Genomic DNA, 16,055 nt, shown 5'->3' on the forward strand with positions numbered 1-16,055 from the left:
AGGAGATCTCACGCACGTCCGGGTTCGGGGCTCGCGCGTCGTCGTTGCGGCGGGGCATCCGCAAACGAGTCCGTCAGCAGGTCCTCAGCGGCTGACATTGATCGCGCGAGGAGCCAGGCCGTGGTGGAGTTCGTCCAGGAGGAGGTCGAGGGCGGCGTCGACGCTCCCGTCCGGGAGCATGCCGCCTACGGCCAGGCTGGCGAAACCGTGCAGTCCGGCGAACATGGCGAGCCCGATCCCCTCGGGGTCCCCGGCGTGCACATCGCCGCCGCGCTGTCCGTCGGCGATGACCGCGAACATCGAGGCCCCCAGCTGATGGCCGCCGGCGACGAGTTCCTCGGAGGCGTCGGGAGCGTGCTTGCGCACGAACATCAGCTCCAGCAGTTCGGCGTCGTGCACGGCGAAATGGACGTAGGCCCGGGCCATCGCCGCCAGCCTGCGGCGGAACGGGCCCTCGGTCGCCGCCGCCGCTTCGAGTTCGGCGGACAGCCGCTCGAATCCGCGGAGTGCGAGCGCGTTCAGCAATGCCCGCTTGTCCTTGAAATGCCGTCGCGGTGCCGCATGGCTGACGCCGATGTCCCTCGCGAGTTCCCGCAAGGACAACGCGTCGACGCCGCGCGTGCGCAGCGCGGTGGTCGCCGAGTCCAGCAGCGCGGCGCGAAGGTCCCCGTGGTGATAACGGCCTCCAGCCATGACCAGCACCCTACCCCGAATGTTGACACCGGCAGCATTGTGACCGTTGCCAACTTTGTTGTCAGTGACTACATTTGACCGGCATGACCGCTTGGAAGATCGACCAGATACCCGACCTGACCGGCCGCACCGCGATCATCACCGGCGCCAACAGCGGCCTGGGCCTCCACACCGCCCAAGCACTCGGCACGGCCGGTGCGCACGTGGTGCTCGCCGTCCGCGACGTCGACAAGGGCAAGGCTGCCGCGGCCACGGTCCCCGGCAGGCCCGAGGTCCGGCGCCTGGACCTCTCCGACCTCACCTCGGTGCGGGAGTTCGCCGCATCCTGGGACGGCAAGCTGGACCTGCTGGTCAACAACGCCGGGGTGATGTTCGCGCCGGAGGGACGCACCAAGGACGGCTTCGAGACGCACTTCGGCACCAACCACCTGGGCCACTTCGCACTCACGAACCTGTTGCTGCCGCACGTCACCGACCGCGTGGTCACCGTCGCCTCCAGCACGCACCGGTTCGTGCGAGGCATCAACTTCGACAACCCGAACTTAACCGGCGATTACCGCGCCCAACGCGCGTACGGCCAGTCCAAGCTGGCCAACCTGCTCTTCGTGCTGGAGTTGCAGCGGCGGCTCAGCGAGACCGGGTCTTCGGTCCGGGCGCTGGCCGCGCACCCCGGCTGGGCCGCCACGAACCTGCAAACCCGCAGTCCGAACCCGGCGGTGCGCCGGCTCATGGAGGTCGGCAATGGGCTGTTCGCGCAGGACGCAAAGGCCGGAGCTCTGCCCACGCTCTACGCCGCGACCCAGGACCTGCCCGGCGCGAGCTACCTGGGCCCGGATGGACCATTCGAGTTACGCGGCGGGCCGACGCTGGTCAGCCGGACCACGGCGGCAAGCGACCCGACAGCGGCGAAGAAACTCTGGACCCTCTCCGAAGAACTCACCGGCACGACTTTCCCCCTCGCCAAGACGGGTTGAAAAGCCGGCGTAGCGAACCGCGATTCAGCAGCATCCGGCTATGACGTACGCGCGGGCGGCCGTGGCGGCCGACCTCGGGCCTTACGCTGTGTAGGCCGCTGTGTAGGTCACAGAGCGCTCCGCCGCGGCGCACCCGGCAAGCACTGCACGGCAGCGTGTGAATGTCGATCAAGACAGGAGCCGCAACTTGAGCGAGCCAACGTACTACGCCCCCAAGGGCGGCTTGCCGTCGCAGACCACGTTGCTGACCGACCGGGCCGTCGTGACGGAGGCGTACACCGTCATTCCTCGTGGCGTGCTTCGCGACATCGTCACCAGCAACCTGCCCGGATGGAGCAACACCCGGACCTGGATCCTCGCCAAGCCCATTGCCGGGTTCGCCACCACGTTCGCGCAGTACATCGTCGAGGTGTCGCCTGGCGGCGGCAGCACCGAGCCCGAGCCCGAACGCGGCGTCGAGTCCGTGCTGTTCCTGCTCGCCGGCACGCTGAACCTCGTCATCGAGAGCGAGGACCACGTCCTCACCCCGGGCGGGTACGCCTACCTCCCGGCCGGCGGCAGCTGGGCGGTGGCCAACGAGTCCGACGCCGCGGCGACCTTCCAGTGGGTCCGCAAGGCCTACGAGCCACTGGAGGGCTACACCCCCAAGGCATTCGCCGTGCAGGAGCAGGAGATCGAGCCGACGCCGATGCCCGACACCAACGGCGCCTGGGCCACCACGCGGTTCGTCGACCCGAACGATCTCGCGCATGACATGCACGTCAATATCGTGACCTTCGAGCCCGGCGCGGTGATCCCATTCGCCGAGACGCACGTGATGGAGCACGGCATCTACGTCCTGGAGGGCAAGGCGGTGTACCGGCTCAACGACGACTGGGTCGAGGTCGAGGCCGGTGATTTCATGTGGCTGCGGGCTTTCTGCCCGCAAGCCTGCTATGCGGGCGGCCCGGGCAAGTTCCGCTACCTGCTTTACAAGGACGTCAACCGCCAGATCAGGCTGACCTGAGGTCGCCGGGATTCCCGATAGTGAACACAAGGCGACCAGAGGGCGAACAGCAGGTTAAGTCACTTTAAGTGATCTCGCGGTCGCGTGCAGCATCCCTTGGGTGGATTATCCACAGCAGAGCGTGCACACTGCGTATCAGCCGCTGGTGAACATTGGATTGGGCGGGATCTTGGCAGTTCAACTGTTGCCCCGCTGGTTCGGCGACGGTCCCCGACCGAGTGACTCTGGCGTGCAGCCCGACCCGGTCAAGGAGGACCTGCAGTTGGTCGTGGGCGCGATCCGCGCGGCGGCCGACTGCCGAATCCGGCTTCCACTGCACCTCTCCGTGCGGGCTCACACGGTCGTCCACGATCCCGGCGCACTCATGGACGTACGCCGGGCGCTGTGGTCGGCCGGCCGCCAGGAGAGCGAAACCACCCTCGAAATCCGCCCGCCGCTGAGCCGGCTGGACCCGGAGCGACTGCTCGCCCGGATGGAGGAATTGCGCGGCTGCGGTTTCCGCGTCGCGCTCGTCGGGGTGGGGATGGATTCCGTCTCGCCGTCGCTGGTGACCGATCTGCGGCCGGACCTGGTCAAGCTCACGCCGAGCGTGTTGCACGGGTTCCCGGACAAGCAAGGGGGGCTTGCCGTCCTCGAATCCATGCGGCAGCTGGCCGACGTCGCCGGCGCGGCGTTGGTGGTGGACGGTGCGGACCAACGCCGGCAGTTCGCGGCCGTGCGCCGCCTAGGTGCCCGGCTCGTGCAGGGCGCGCTACTTGCCCCAGTGTCGGAGACGCCGCCGATGACCACCCAGGTCTCGGTGCCGGCGCCGGAGGCGCCCGGGCGGCCCGACCGGGAAGATGCGCGCGCCGCCACCGGACCGCCGGTCGTCGAATTCCTGGCTCCCGCCACCATGCTCCCGGCCGACGCCCTGGCCGACGAAGCGCGGAAAACCTTCACCGAACGACCCGAGATCAGTGGAATCGTGCTGGTCGACGATGAGCAGCGGCCCCTGGAAGCCCTCGACCGCAACCGGTTCCTGCTGGCCATGAGCGGCCCATACGGACATGCGTTGCACGCCGGCAAACCGGCGTCCCGGCTGGCCGACAAACCCCGGATCGTCACCACCTCCACCACCGCGGCCGAAACCATGCGGCTGGTCACCACGTCCGATCCGGCCCGCGCCTACGAGGACGCCGTGGTGGTCGACGAGGTGGGCCGGTGCCTGGGCGTGATCCGGGCGAACGACCTGGTCCGCGGCGTTACCGACGACCACGTCGAAGACGCCGCCGCGCTCAACCCGCCTACCCGCCTGGCTCCGCTCAAGCGGTTCGCCAAGACCCTGCGCGGCCCGAGCTGGGTGTTGTCCCGGCCGAATACCAAGGGCGTCGAAATCCCGTGCGGGCACAACGAAAACAGCACCGACCGCGAGATCCGATCGCGGACCGGTGGCCGCCCGGACGCCACCTCGGCGGCCACCGAACCGGACGTCGCCCTGACCTGGCTGCGCCGGTCCAGCCAGCGCTTCACCGACCTGCTGGCCGTCGCACCGGTCGGCATCGGCCTGTTCGACCAGTCCGAACGGCTGGTCGACGCCAACGACGCGCTCTGCCGATTGCTCGGGTACCGCCTGGAGCAGCTGCGCGGGTGCACCACCGATGATCTCAGCCATCCGCAGGACCAGGGCCGTTCGCTGCGCCCCGGCATGGGCGCGCTGGGGCGCAACGGCGCGAAACCGAAGGTGCTGCAACGGTTGCTGATGCGGTCGGACGGTCAGCCGGTGTCCTGCGAGCTGCACACCGGCCTGTCCGTGCAGGACGACGGGACGCAGTTCTGGCTGGTGGTCTTTCAGGACATCACCGAACGGCATCGGCAGGCCGAGGCCTTGCACCACCGGGCCACCCACGACGACCTAACCGGCCTGCCCAACCGGGCCGCCGTCAAGGATCTCCTCGCCTCTTACCTCGCCGGCCCGGTCCGCGACCGCACCGCCGTGCTGTTCTGCGACATCGACAAGTTCAAGCGCATCAACGACTCGCTCGGTCACGATGCGGGCGACGAGCTGCTGGTGGCCCTCGCCCGGATCCTGGAAAACGGCGTGCCGCCCGAGTGCACGGTCGTGCGCCTCTCCGGTGACGAATTCGTGATCGTCTGCTCGAACATCGACGCGGTCGGCGGTCTTGACGCGCTGGCCACGCGGGTGTCCTCGCTGCTGCACACCACCACCCCGGTGCGGGGTCAGCTCGTGCGTGTTTCGGCCTCGATCGGCGCCGCGGTGGCCGATCGGCCCAACACCACGGCGGACGACCTGCTGAGGTTCGCCGACGCCGCCGTGTTCGAGGCCAAACGGCGCGGCCCGGGCAAGGTCTCGCTGGCCAGCCCCACCCTGATCGCCTCCGCCGACGGGCAGCTGCACATGGAAGGCCAGCTGCGGGACGCCCTGTCACACGACGAACTGGAGCTGCATTACCAGCCGGTGGTCGCGTCCGACGGCTTGATCACGGGGTTCGAGGCCCTGGTGCGTTGGCCGCACCCGGACCTCGGACTGCTCTCCCCGGCCGCATTCCTCCCCATCGCCGAACAAGGAGACCTGCTGCGCAAGCTGGATCGCTGGGTGCTGCGCACCGCCCTGCGCGAGGCGGCCCAGTGGCCGGGGTCCTTCGGCTGCCAGGTCCGGATCGGCGTGAACCTGGCCGGGCTGGTGCCCGGCGACCCCCGGTTCGTCGCGGCCGTTTCCGAGGCGCTCGACGCGACCGGCATCGCCCCGGACCGGGTCGTCCTGGAGCTAGTCCCGTGTTTCGCACATGGGGGTGGTTGGGGTTGGAAGAGCGTTCCGCTTTGATCATCTTATCGTTGCGGGATGCGTGCACGACCGCTTCCGCAACCGATGGTCTTCGGTGGGCCGAGTGTGGAAAAGATGCTGGGTGCGTTGCCGGTGGTGGCCGACTACTGCGGCAGGTTGGACCTGGCCGGGATTATCGACCGGGCCTGCCCGGTGCGTGATGTGGCGATCCTGTCGCATGGGCAGGTGATCGAGGCGTTGGTGGCGAATCGGTTGACCTCGCCGACGCCGTTGTTGCGGGTCACCGATTGGGCGCGGGCATGGGCGGTGGAGGAAGTGCTGGGTATCGACCCCGCCAGGCTCAATGACGACCGGATCGCCCGCGCGTTGGACGCGATCGCCCCGGAGCTGGACCGGATCGTGGGATCGGTGGGGGCGCGAGCGATCTCGGCGTTCGGGCTGGATGTGTCCCGGTTGCATTGGGATATGACGTCGATCTCGCTGTATGGCGCATACGAACAGACCGATCCCGGCTACGCCGCACCACGATTCGGGCACCCGAAAGACCGTCGCCCGGATCTCAAGCAGGTCCAGGCCGGACTGGCGGTCACCGGCGACGGCGGGATACCGGTGCTGCATCGTGGCTACGACGGCGGCGCGGGAGAGGTCGCCCAGGTAGTGGGGGCGATGACCGCGCTGAAAAACCTTGCCGGGCCACGGGATTTTCTGTTGGTGGGGGACTCGAAGCTGATCTCCTACGGCAACCTGCACGCCATGGTCACCGCGGGCGTGAGATTCATCGCCCCGGCATCCAAGCTCTACGTCCGCGCCGCCGAGTTGGCCGCACTCGACCCGCAGGCGGCCACGGTTGTGGATTACGTAGCTGGACGGGACACCGGTAAACCAGCCGATCGCCGCGGCGCCTGGCGGGTCATGGAGGACACACTGAGCCTGCCCGGCAAGCGCAAGACCGACCCGGTACTGCGGCTGCGACGGGTGTTCGTGCACTCCACCGCCCGAGCGACGGCTGCCATGGCGGCACGGGCGAAGAAACTCGACCGGGCCCGCGGCGACCTCGACCGGGTCGTGCGTGGCCTGGGGTCGCGGCACTACCCGAGTGAGCACGCCGTCACCGACCGGGTCACCACCATCGCCCGCACCCGCCGTGTCAAGACCTACCTGCGCACCCAGGTCGGCACCGACCCCGTCACCGGTAAACCCACCCTGACGTGGTGGTTCGATCAGACCGCGCTGGATGCCGAGGCCTCCACCGACGGCTGGTACGCCCTGTTGACCAACCTGCCCGCCACCGTCACCGCCGCCGAGGTCCTCACCCGCTACAAGGGCCAGGAAGTGGTGGAACGCCGCTACTCGGCGTTCAAGGGCCCCCTGGCGGTGGCACCGATGTTCCTCAAGACCAACCGGCGCATCGCCGCCCTGCTCACCGTGATCTGTCTCGCTCTTCTCGTCTTCTGCCTGATCGAACGCGCCGTGCGGACCGCGATCGCTCCGGAGGTCAGGATGGCCGGCCTGTATCCCGGTCAGAAAGCCAAACCCACCGGCCGCTTGATCTTCCAGGCCCTGTCCGAACTCCGGCTGATCCCCGCCACCACCGGCCAACCCGCGACCATCCCGCAACCCGGGCCCGTCCAGACCCGACTACTCAACCTGCTTGCCGTCGATCCCACCCAACCGCCATGATCATCCGGCATACCCGGGTTCGTCCCACCCTCACCCATGTGCGAAAGACGCGGCTAGTCGAAACCGCGCTCGTCGACCTGCCCGCCCAAGCCCGGTCCGCGATGCACGCGCTAGCCGACCGGGGCGTCAACTTCGCCGTGGACGACTTCGGCACCGGCTACTCGTCGCTTGCCCGCCTCAAGGAGCTGCCCGCCCAGATCATCAAGGCCGACCGCCAGTTCATCGCCGGCATCGGCGGCGACCCCGCCGACTTCGCCGTCGCCCGGGCGGTCGTCGACATGGCCCGCGCAATGGGGCGTCACTGCGTCGCGGAAGGCGTGGAAACCGCCACCCAGTTCCACGTGCTCAAAGGGCTGGGCGTCGACGGCTACCAGGGGTGGCTGTTCTCCCACCCCGTCCGGCAGCGAGAGCTTCGAGACATGCTCGAAACCACCAAACTGCCCACCCCCGAACCGGCATAGGCCATCAGGCGCGTTCCGTCGAAGTCTCCAGGCCGCGGCGGTCCCACTTGCCTGGCCCGGCGGCCGCTTCGTAGCTGGTCTGCAGGAACTCCAGCAGGGTGCCCTCCGGATCGGTGGCCGTGCGCACGGATTCGTAAGGCAGCAGGTACTCGCCGACCTCGGCGCTGTAGTTGGCGGCGGCCGGGCGAACCGGCTGCTCGGCGTACCCGGCGGGCTCGGGGTAGGCGTACGAGTAGAAGGTGCCCTCGCTGGTGCCGCCGGGCCAGAAGCCGCAGCTGCTCAGCTCGTGGGAGTAGCCCTCGACCATGACCCAGTCCGCGCAGTTGGGGGCTCCGCCGGGATGTTCCGGCGCCGTGCGGCCGGAGAACCTGGTGACCGCCAGATCCATCGCGCCCCAGAAGAAGTGGACCGGGCTGACCTTGCCCACGAACCGGGACCGGAATTCGGTCAGGACCCGATTCGCGGCGAGCAGCTGCCGCCAGAACAGGTGCGCGTGCTCGGGGCGGTAGGCTGCGTGCTCGGTGTCGGCCTCGAACGGGATGGCGCGCTCGACCTCCCGCGGCTTGGTCCAGATGGAGACCTCCAGGTCGAGTTCGCGCAGCGCCGCCATGGTCTCGCGGTAGAACTCGGCGACCGATTTCGGCGCCAGGGGGATCCGCCGCTCGTCGCCGCTGCTGGACCGGATGTGCAACTGGTGTTCGCAGAAGTCGAACTCGATGTCGAACGAACGCCGGTCGTGCGGGATCAGCGAGGTGGTCAGGCCGCGTGCGGAGACGTAGAGCGGGACCTGCCACCAGTGGTTGACCATCGGCGCCATCGCCAGTCGGATCTTGCCCACGACCTGAGTCCACATGTGCAGCGTGTCGCGGGTATCGGCCCACTCCCGCACGAGCAGCGCCGGCCATTCGCCTACCGCACCCGCGCCTTGCTGACCATTCGTCATCGCTGGCTCCTGACGCTCCACCGGTCCCGACGGGCCCAGTGTGCATTTCTCGCCGGCTCATCGCGCTGCGAAGTCGCTGCCCCGGACTGCTCGCGATGGGCGCTCCCACGATCGCCGGTTCGCACGGCCTCCTGGTCACCGCGACGACGACCATTGCCGCTCGGAGATCGCCAGCAAATGTCCTATGTAGACGAATAAACGGCTCCCTCGACGAATAGGACTGATGGAGCTCACCGGTGCGCGGCCCGCTACCAGGCGAAGTACCTCAACCAGACGTAGAGCGCGGACAAGGCGATGGTCACGGCGGTGACGACGAGGCCGTACTTGGTGAATTCCCAGAAGCTGATCGGGTGGCCGCTGCGGGCCGCCCAGCCGACGGCCACGACGTTGGCGCTCGCGCCGATCGCGGTGGCATTGCCGCCGAGGTCGGCCCCGAGTGCCAGGGACCACCACAATGCTCGGCTGATCTCCGGATCCGGGACCGTGGCCACAAGTTCCTCGACGATGGGCATCGTGGTGGCCACGAAGGGGATGGTGTCGATCATGCCGCCGACCACCGCGGAGCCCACGAGGAGCCCCACCGCGGCCAGCAGGTAGTCGTCGCCGACCACGCCGATCGCGGCACGCCCGAGCGTGTCGATCACCCCGACGTTCACCAGCCCGCCCACCATGACGAACAGGCCCATGAAGAACACCAGCGTGGACCAGTCGACTTCCTGGAGGAACTGCTTGGCGGTGGTACCCGAGACGAGCACCATGAGGCCGGCACCGAGCAGTCCCACGAACGCCGGCCCGATCCCGATCGCGCCGTGCAGGATGAACGCGATCACCACCGCGCCGGTGACGATCAGGCAGCGCCGAAGCAGGTGGTGGTCGTGAATGGTGTCCTTGCCGTCCAACTCCATGACCTCGGCCAGGTGATTTTCGGCGTCAAGGAACGCTTTTCGGAACAGCACGCGGCACAGCACGATGAACACGACGAGCAGGACGACGGTGATGGGTGCGAGGTTGAGCAGGAAGTCCGTGAAGGACAGTCCCGCCCTGCTGCCGATCATGATGTTCGGCGGATCGCCGATCAGCGTGGCGGTGCCCCCGATGTTCGCGGCGAGGACCTCGGCGATCAGGAAGGGCACGACCGGCAGCCGAAGGCGTTGGCAGACCGCGAGGGTGACCGGGGCGACCAGGAGCATGACCGTGACGCTGTCGAGGAAGGCCGAGACGACGGCGGTCAGCAACACCAAGATGATCATCAGCCGGAAGGACCGGCCGCGGCTCTTCTTCGCCGCCCAGATCGCGAGGTAGTCGAAAACGCCGGTGTGCTTGAGCACGCTTACCGTGATCATCATCCCCAGCAGCAGGAAGATCACGTTCCAGTCGACGCCGGTCTTCTCGTTGAAGAATGCGCTGTGGGTATCGACGACGCCGAGCAGCACCATGACGGCGACACCGCCGAGGGCGGCGGCGACTCGATGGACGCGTTCGGTGGCGATCAGCACGAATGCGACCAGAAACGTGGCCATCGTCAGCGCGGTGGTCACGGCCCCGTCTCCCGGACAGGAACCGCGACGAGCCCGGTTTCTGGGGGCACTACGCTGCTCCCTCCCCGAAAAGCGCCCTGGATGCGCCAGGATCAACGTTTCTCGGCGGTTTACCCTCCGAGGCTCTCTGGTGACCCGCATGGCCGCTATCCGCACCGACACCCATTTCCCAAGGCGGCGATCATGCACCCGAGACGGGGTTGCGCCCCGACACCTTGCTCGATGTCAGCGACGCCCCAAATGGACAGCAACGCCGAGGCACCGACAAGCTGACACCGAACGGCGCGACGGACGGTGTCGCGGGGAATGTGGACCGGCGCGCGCACGACGAACGACGAACACGCGAATTTGCGCGATAGTGGGGGCATCGCGAGGCAAGGAGGCCGGGCACGTGTCTTTGTTCTGGCGGCTGCTCCTACTCAACGCCGCGGTGCTCGTCGCGGGCGCCGCAGCGCTCCTGTTGGGGCCGGCCACCGTCTCCGCGCCGTTCTTCGTCGCCGAGGCGTTGATCCTGGCGATCGGGCTCGCCGTCATGCTGGTCGTCAACGCGATCCTGCTGCGGATCGGGCTGGCACCGCTGGAGCGGCTCGCTCGGGTGATGACCACGATCGATCCGCTGCGACCCGGTGCCCGGCTCGCGGTTACCGGGCATGGGGAGACCGCGGATCTGATCAAGACTTTCAACACCATGCTCGACCGGCTCGAGGACGAACGCGCCACCAGCAGTGCGGTTGCCCTGTCCGCGCAGGAAGCCGAGCGCCACCGCATCGCCCAGGAACTCCACGACGAAGTGGGCCAAACCCTCACCGCGGTCCTGCTCGAACTCAAACGGGTCGCGGATCAAGCGCCGGAAACCGTCGCGACCGCGCTGCACCAGGTCCAAGAGACCACTCGGGACAGCCTGGACGAGATCCGCCGAATCGCTCGCCGACTGCGCCCCGGCGTCCTGGAGGAGCTGGGACTGGTCAGCGCGCTCAAGGCCCTCACCACCGAGGTCCCACCTCGCACCGGGCTGATCGCACGCTGCCACCTCGACAGCGATCTGCCCGATTTGGGCGACGCCACCGAACTGGTCCTCTACCGGGTGGCGCAAGAAAGCCTCACCAACACCGTCCGCCATGCCCGAGCCACCCGCGTCGAACTCTCGCTGCGCAGCGGCCCGACCGGCGTGGAGTTGTCCATCCGCGACAACGGCGGCGGGCTGGGCAGCGCCCCCGAAGGCGCCGGCATCCGGGGCATGCGCGAGCGAGCGCTGCTCATCGGCGCCCGGCTCACCCTGGGGCCCGGAGCCAGGGGCGGCACCGAAGTACGCCTGCACGTGCCCACCGCGACGAAAGCACCCGAGCATGTCTGACGCGAAGAAGACCCGCATCCTGCTCGCCGACGATCACGCCTTGGTCCGTCGCGGGGTCCGGCTGATCCTCGATAACGAACCGGACCTGGTCGTCGTCGCCGAGGCCGGCGATGGGGCGGAGGCGATCGAAAAGGCGCGCAGCGACGAACCAGATCTCGCCATCCTCGACATCGCCATGCCTCGGCTGACCGGCCTGCAAGCGGCCGTCCAGCTCTCCAGGCTCCAACCCGATCTGCGCATCCTCATCCTGACCATGAACGACAACGAGCAGTACTTCTTCGAGGCGCTCAGAGCCGGCGCATCCGGATACGTCCTGAAATCGGTCGCGGATCGAGACCTGGTCGAAGCGTGCCGCGCCGCCATGCGCGGCGAACCCTTCCTCTATCCCGGCGCGATCACCGCGCTCATCCGCAACTACCTGGACAATGCCGCCGACGGCGAGCCGGCCGCCAAGGCCATCACCCGTCGTGAAGAGGAGATCCTCAAGCTCGTCGCCGAAGGCCACTCGTCGAAGGAAATCGCCGACCTGCTCGTCATCAGCATCAAGACGGTCGAGCGGCATCGGGCCAACCTGCTGCAAAAACTCGGGCTCCGGGACCGCCTCGAACTCACCCGCTATGCCATCCGGACCGGCCTCATCGAGCCATAGCCCGCCCTCGTGAGCCCGAAGCGGGTTCTTGGTCAACTCCCGGATGTCGGTTCTTCGGCGAAGCGGCGGGCGCGCAGGCTCGTCAGCGTGACGACCGCCAGCACCAGCACGATGACCGCGAGCGAGAGCAGCGTGGGGATTTCGGGCACAGCGGGCCAGATTCCGTGGGCCCAATGCAGCACCAGCTTCACGCCGATGAACGCGAGGATGATCGCCAGACCGTGGTTGAGGTGATCGAGCTTGGCCAGGGCCGCGTGCAGCAGGAAGTACAGGGCGCGCAGGCCGAGCAGGGCGAAGGCATTGGTGGCGAACACCAGGTACGGGTCTTCGGTGATCCCGTAGACGGCGGGCACGGAATCGACGGCGAACACGATGTCGGTCGCGAAGACCGCCACGACCACGACGGCCAGCGGCGTCAGGCAGCGCCGGCCGCCCTCACGGAGCGTCAACCGAGAACCGCGGTAGTCGTCCGTGACCGGCATCAGCCGACGCAACAGCCGCACCGAGCGCAGCTTAGACACGTCGCGGTCGAAAGCCGACCCCTTGACCGCCTCGTGCAGGACCTTGACCGCGGTGGCGAACAAGATCGCACCGAAGACCAGAAACGCCCAGGTGCCCGCCTCCAGCAGCGCGGCCCCGGCCGCGATGAAGACGCCGCGCAGCATCAGCGCTCCGACGATGCCGTACAACAACACGCGTTGTTGCAGCACGTCCGGTACTGCGAAGCCGGCCAGCAAGAGCATGAAAACGAACAGGTTGTCCACGGACAGGGACTTCTCCACCACGAACCCCGTGATGAACGCCAGCGCCTGACCACCGCCGAACACCGCCCACAGGAACACCCCGAACACCATTGGCAACGCTAGGTAGAACACCGACCAGCCCACGGCCTCGCGCCAGGAGACCTCGTGCGGGCGGCGGGTCACCAGGAAATCCGCGATCAGCAACGCCAACAGCACGGCGATGCTGGTGGCCCACAGCCACGGCGAACCGATCGACTCCGACGACGCGGCGAGGGCGAACAACTGACAAAGCACAGGAGCCTCCTCGAACTGCTGCGTTCGAGGTCTCCTTCGCCCACCGGGAGGGCGGCCTCCCGAGGACACCTATGGATGTCCGTCCTGACCGGGCAGGCCCAGTGGAAGTACTCCCCTCACCACCGAGTATCGGGCAGAACGGCACGGCCGCAAGGCGAACGCGCATGTCGCCTCCGGTAGCACGCGGGACAGGGTTCGTCGATCCCCCCGCACGATGAGTCTATTGTGGACTCCCAGCGTCCTTGCACTCCCCGCAGCGGCTGTATACATTCGCTGCGGATTGGGCGGAAGGGAAGGTTTCCGGATGTCCGGTGAGGTCGACATCGCAATCATCGGCGGTGGATTGCTCGGGCTGGCAACCGCGAGGGCCGTGCTCCGCGCGCATCCGGGAGCCTCGGTGGCCGTGCTGGAAAAGGAGTCGCGCTGGGGCGCGCACCAGTCCGGGCACAACAGCAACGTGATCCACAGCGGGCTGTACTACGCACCAGGCAGCCTCAAGGCGCGGCTGGCCCGAGCCGGCGGCGAGGCGATGATCCGCTACTGCGAACAGCACGGGGTCCCGGTCAAGCGCACCGGGAAGATCGTGGTCGCCACGGCCGAGCAGCAATTGCCGCGGCTGGACGCGCTCGCGGCCCGGGGACGGGAAAACGGCGTCACCGTTGCGCGGTTGAGCCGCGCCGAGATCGCCGAGCGGGAACCGCACGTCGCCGGGGTGGGGGCGCTGGCAGTAGCCGACACCGCGATGACCGATTTCGGCCGGGTGTGCCTCGCGCTGGCGACCGAGCTCACCGACCTCGGTGCCGACCTGCGGACGAACTCACCGGCGCGGTCGTTCACCACCTCCCGCGATCGGACCGTGATCGACACGCCTGACGGCGAGGTCAGAGCGCGCATCATCGTCAATTGCGCCGGTCTGCACAGCGACAAGATCGCCGAAGCCGCCGGGCACCGGCCACCGGTGCGGATCATGCCGTTCCGCGGCGAATACGCCGAGGTGCGCCCGGCACGACGCGGGCTGATCACCAACCCGGTTTACCCGGTGCCGGACCCCGAGCTGCCGTTCCTCGGGGTGCACGTGACCCCGATGCTCGACGGATCGGTGCACGTGGGCCCCAACGCGGTGCCCGCGCTGGCCCGCCAGGGATACCGGTGGCGCGACGTCGATGTGCGCATGCTGGGTGAGCTGCTGCGCGATCCCGCCGTGCGCGGACTGGCGCGACGCTACTGGCGCTACGGCATCGTGGAAATCAGCCGATCGCTGATCTGGCCGCTATTCGTGCGTGACGTCCGCCGGCTGATTCCCGAGATCAACGGCGAGGATCTGCGCCGAGATGGCAGCGGCGTGCGTGCGCAAGCCGTAACGAGCACCGGCGAGCTGGTCGACGACTTCGTCATCAGCCGAACCCAGCGGGCAATCCACGTACTCAACGCCCCGTCACCGGCGGCGACTTCGAGCCTGTTCATCGGCAGCCACATCGCGGCCGACGCCTTCGACCGGCTCGGGCTCGCCGACATCGCGCGGACCGTGCGCGAATCGGCAACCGGTTCCTGATCCCCGGATCCCGTCCGGAAAGCCGTTGCGCCGGGGCGTTCTTGTCAGGCCACGGGAACGAATCCGCCGACGCGGCATCGCCATTGGTCAGGATGCAGGCGGCGCCGCCGCTTGGATGAGGGCGCGGGTGCCGTTGGTCCGCCATGCCGCGTCGGCCTTGTCCAGTTCCGCAACGGCCGCCTCGTGGAGGCCGACCACCACTTCGGATTTCAGCACCCGCAACGCGGCCACCGGGCTGGGAAAGTACGCCACGACCTCGGCGAACGGCGTGGTGGCGGGCCAGTACCTGTCACCGGCCAAGCGCCGGTAGTTCAGGTCGCCCTTCGTGATGGTGACCGAGGCGGACGCGAACTCGTCGCACAAATCGTCCGGCATGGCTCGAAAGTCCAACGGCGCACAGAAGAACGGGTGCGCACGGACCTCGATCTTTCCGGCGCGCAGGCCATCCCACACGCGCCGGCCGATCATCCCCACCTCCCCGGGCAGTCCGATGAGGTGCCGCAGAACGCCGAGCACGTCGGCGTGCGTGGCGTCGGAAACGTAGTACGGATTCGGCTTGACGTGCAGGACGACGTGGTCGGCACGGCCGGTGGTGCGCAGGTGGTCGATCAGCACCAGGTCGGCGGCCAGTTCGCCGGCCGAGTTGTCGGCGACCAGATGGACTGGACCGCCGGGACGCGCGCCGAACAGCGACCAGAACGCGTCGCTGTCGCCGCTCACCAACCCGGCCGTAGCGCTCTTGGGCCCTGCCGACATCTGGAATGCGAGGTCCGCCTGGTTTCCCCACACCGCCGCCCGCACCACGGCGGCGTCGCGGTCGGCCTCGCCGAGCCGCGGCAGGCCGTCGAACGCGGCCAGCGTCTCTGCGGTCGCGGGGCTGTGCAGCTCGGCGGTCTTCATCGGCGCGAAGGGATCGACACCACGCCAAGGCCCGGGCCCGAAGTACCCGATGGCGGCGAGCATCCGGCGGAAAAAGTAGCTTTCCGCCCACAGGAACGGACATTCGGACCACGGCCTGCCCAGCCAGGCTTTCGTCCAAGACTCCCAGAAATGGTGGTCGGGCGCCGCGTCGTCCAACGGCTGGACCACTCCGGTGGTCGTTTCGCGCAGCAATGCCGCGAGCCTGCCCCGCTCCCCTGTTCCGAGGGGGAACGCATCGCACACCTGCTCGATCATCGCCGGGCGGCGTTCGTGGAACACCTTCCACGCGAACGAACCAGGTATTCCGATGGTGATCAACGGCGCTTCCGAGCCCACCACGACTCCCGTCTTGCACTCCATTACCAGTCCTGCGTGCACCCGGCACCCTGGGTGCGATCGGGCCCCGAGCTTACGCGCACGGATCGGGCTGGTCGCCACCCATCGCCCAGAAACGGCGTTGCGGTG

Annotated in this window: 12 protein-coding genes and 1 pseudogene; 8 read left to right on the forward strand and 5 right to left on the reverse strand. The window is 68.2% G+C overall.

Translation table 11 applies throughout. The features are described 5' to 3' along the window. Positions 1-84 precede the first annotated feature (84 nt). Positions 85-693: a TetR/AcrR family transcriptional regulator gene (locus BJ970_RS29270; protein ID WP_184730225.1), complete on the reverse strand. Its 609-nt coding sequence runs from the start codon at positions 691-693 to the stop codon at positions 85-87. A gap of 83 nt (positions 694-776) precedes the next feature. Here BJ970_RS29270 and BJ970_RS29275 point away from each other — a divergent pair, with 83 nt between their 5' ends. The 5 genes and pseudogenes from BJ970_RS29275 to BJ970_RS29295 all read left to right on the forward strand — a co-directional run. After that, complete coding sequence (locus BJ970_RS29275) at positions 777-1,667, forward strand: oxidoreductase (RefSeq protein ID WP_184730227.1); 891 nt, start codon at positions 777-779, stop codon at positions 1,665-1,667. A gap of 187 nt (positions 1,668-1,854) precedes the next feature. Further along, positions 1,855-2,673, forward strand: coding sequence for a bifunctional allantoicase/(S)-ureidoglycine aminohydrolase (locus BJ970_RS29280; RefSeq protein WP_184730229.1), 819 nt, complete (start codon positions 1,855-1,857; stop codon positions 2,671-2,673). Positions 2,674-2,773: 100 nt separating this feature from the next. Further along, positions 2,774-5,494 carry an EAL domain-containing protein gene (locus BJ970_RS29285; RefSeq protein WP_184730231.1) on the forward strand — a complete coding sequence of 907 codons (2,721 nt, stop codon included), beginning with the start codon at positions 2,774-2,776 and terminating at the stop codon, positions 5,492-5,494. A gap of 18 nt (positions 5,495-5,512) precedes the next feature. Continuing rightward, positions 5,513-7,135 (forward strand): IS1634 family transposase, encoded by a 1,623-nt coding sequence (locus BJ970_RS29290; protein WP_246470688.1) that lies wholly within the window; start codon positions 5,513-5,515, stop codon positions 7,133-7,135. 53 nt (positions 7,136-7,188) lie between these two features. After that, positions 7,189-7,596 (forward strand): annotated as a pseudogene (locus BJ970_RS29295) (EAL domain-containing protein); the annotation flags it as partial. Between the two features lie 4 nt (positions 7,597-7,600). Here BJ970_RS29295 and BJ970_RS29300 read toward each other — a convergent pair. Together BJ970_RS29300 and BJ970_RS29305 are read right to left on the reverse strand one after the other, a co-directional pair. Further along, positions 7,601-8,539 (reverse strand): DUF5996 family protein, encoded by a 939-nt coding sequence (locus BJ970_RS29300; RefSeq protein ID WP_184730234.1) that lies wholly within the window; start codon positions 8,537-8,539, stop codon positions 7,601-7,603. Between the two features lie 248 nt (positions 8,540-8,787). Next, positions 8,788-10,077, reverse strand: a complete 1,290-nt coding sequence (locus BJ970_RS29305; RefSeq protein ID WP_184730236.1) for an ArsB/NhaD family transporter — start codon at positions 10,075-10,077, stop codon at positions 8,788-8,790. 391 nt (positions 10,078-10,468) lie between these two features. Here BJ970_RS29305 and BJ970_RS29310 point away from each other — a divergent pair, with 391 nt between their 5' ends. Next, on the forward strand, positions 10,469-11,431 hold the full coding sequence (locus BJ970_RS29310) for a HAMP domain-containing sensor histidine kinase (RefSeq protein ID WP_184730238.1): 963 nt from the start codon (positions 10,469-10,471) through the stop codon (positions 11,429-11,431). Continuing rightward, positions 11,424-12,080 carry a response regulator gene (locus BJ970_RS29315; RefSeq protein WP_184730240.1) on the forward strand — a complete coding sequence of 219 codons (657 nt, stop codon included), beginning with the start codon at positions 11,424-11,426 and terminating at the stop codon, positions 12,078-12,080. The genes BJ970_RS29310 and BJ970_RS29315 overlap by 8 nt, the downstream gene beginning before the upstream one ends. Before the next feature lie 32 nt (positions 12,081-12,112). Here the strand turns inward: BJ970_RS29315 and BJ970_RS29320 are convergent, their stop codons facing one another. Beyond that, a complete protein-coding gene (locus BJ970_RS29320; RefSeq protein WP_184730242.1) occupies positions 12,113-13,117 on the reverse strand; it encodes a TerC/Alx family metal homeostasis membrane protein in 1,005 nt (334 codons plus the stop codon). A 304-nt stretch (positions 13,118-13,421) separates the two neighbouring features. Between BJ970_RS29320 and lhgD the strand changes: the two genes are divergently transcribed. After that, positions 13,422-14,669, forward strand: a complete 1,248-nt coding sequence (gene lhgD, locus BJ970_RS29325; RefSeq protein WP_184730244.1) for an L-2-hydroxyglutarate dehydrogenase — start codon at positions 13,422-13,424, stop codon at positions 14,667-14,669. Positions 14,670-14,756: 87 nt separating this feature from the next. Here the strand turns inward: lhgD and BJ970_RS29330 are convergent, their stop codons facing one another. Next, positions 14,757-15,950, reverse strand: a complete 1,194-nt coding sequence (locus BJ970_RS29330; protein WP_184730246.1) for a damage-control phosphatase ARMT1 family protein — start codon at positions 15,948-15,950, stop codon at positions 14,757-14,759. Positions 15,951-16,055 lie beyond the last annotated feature (105 nt).

The sequence above is a fragment of the Saccharopolyspora phatthalungensis genome (genome assembly GCF_014203395.1).
GTDB lineage: Bacteria > Actinomycetota > Actinomycetes > Mycobacteriales > Pseudonocardiaceae > Saccharopolyspora > Saccharopolyspora phatthalungensis.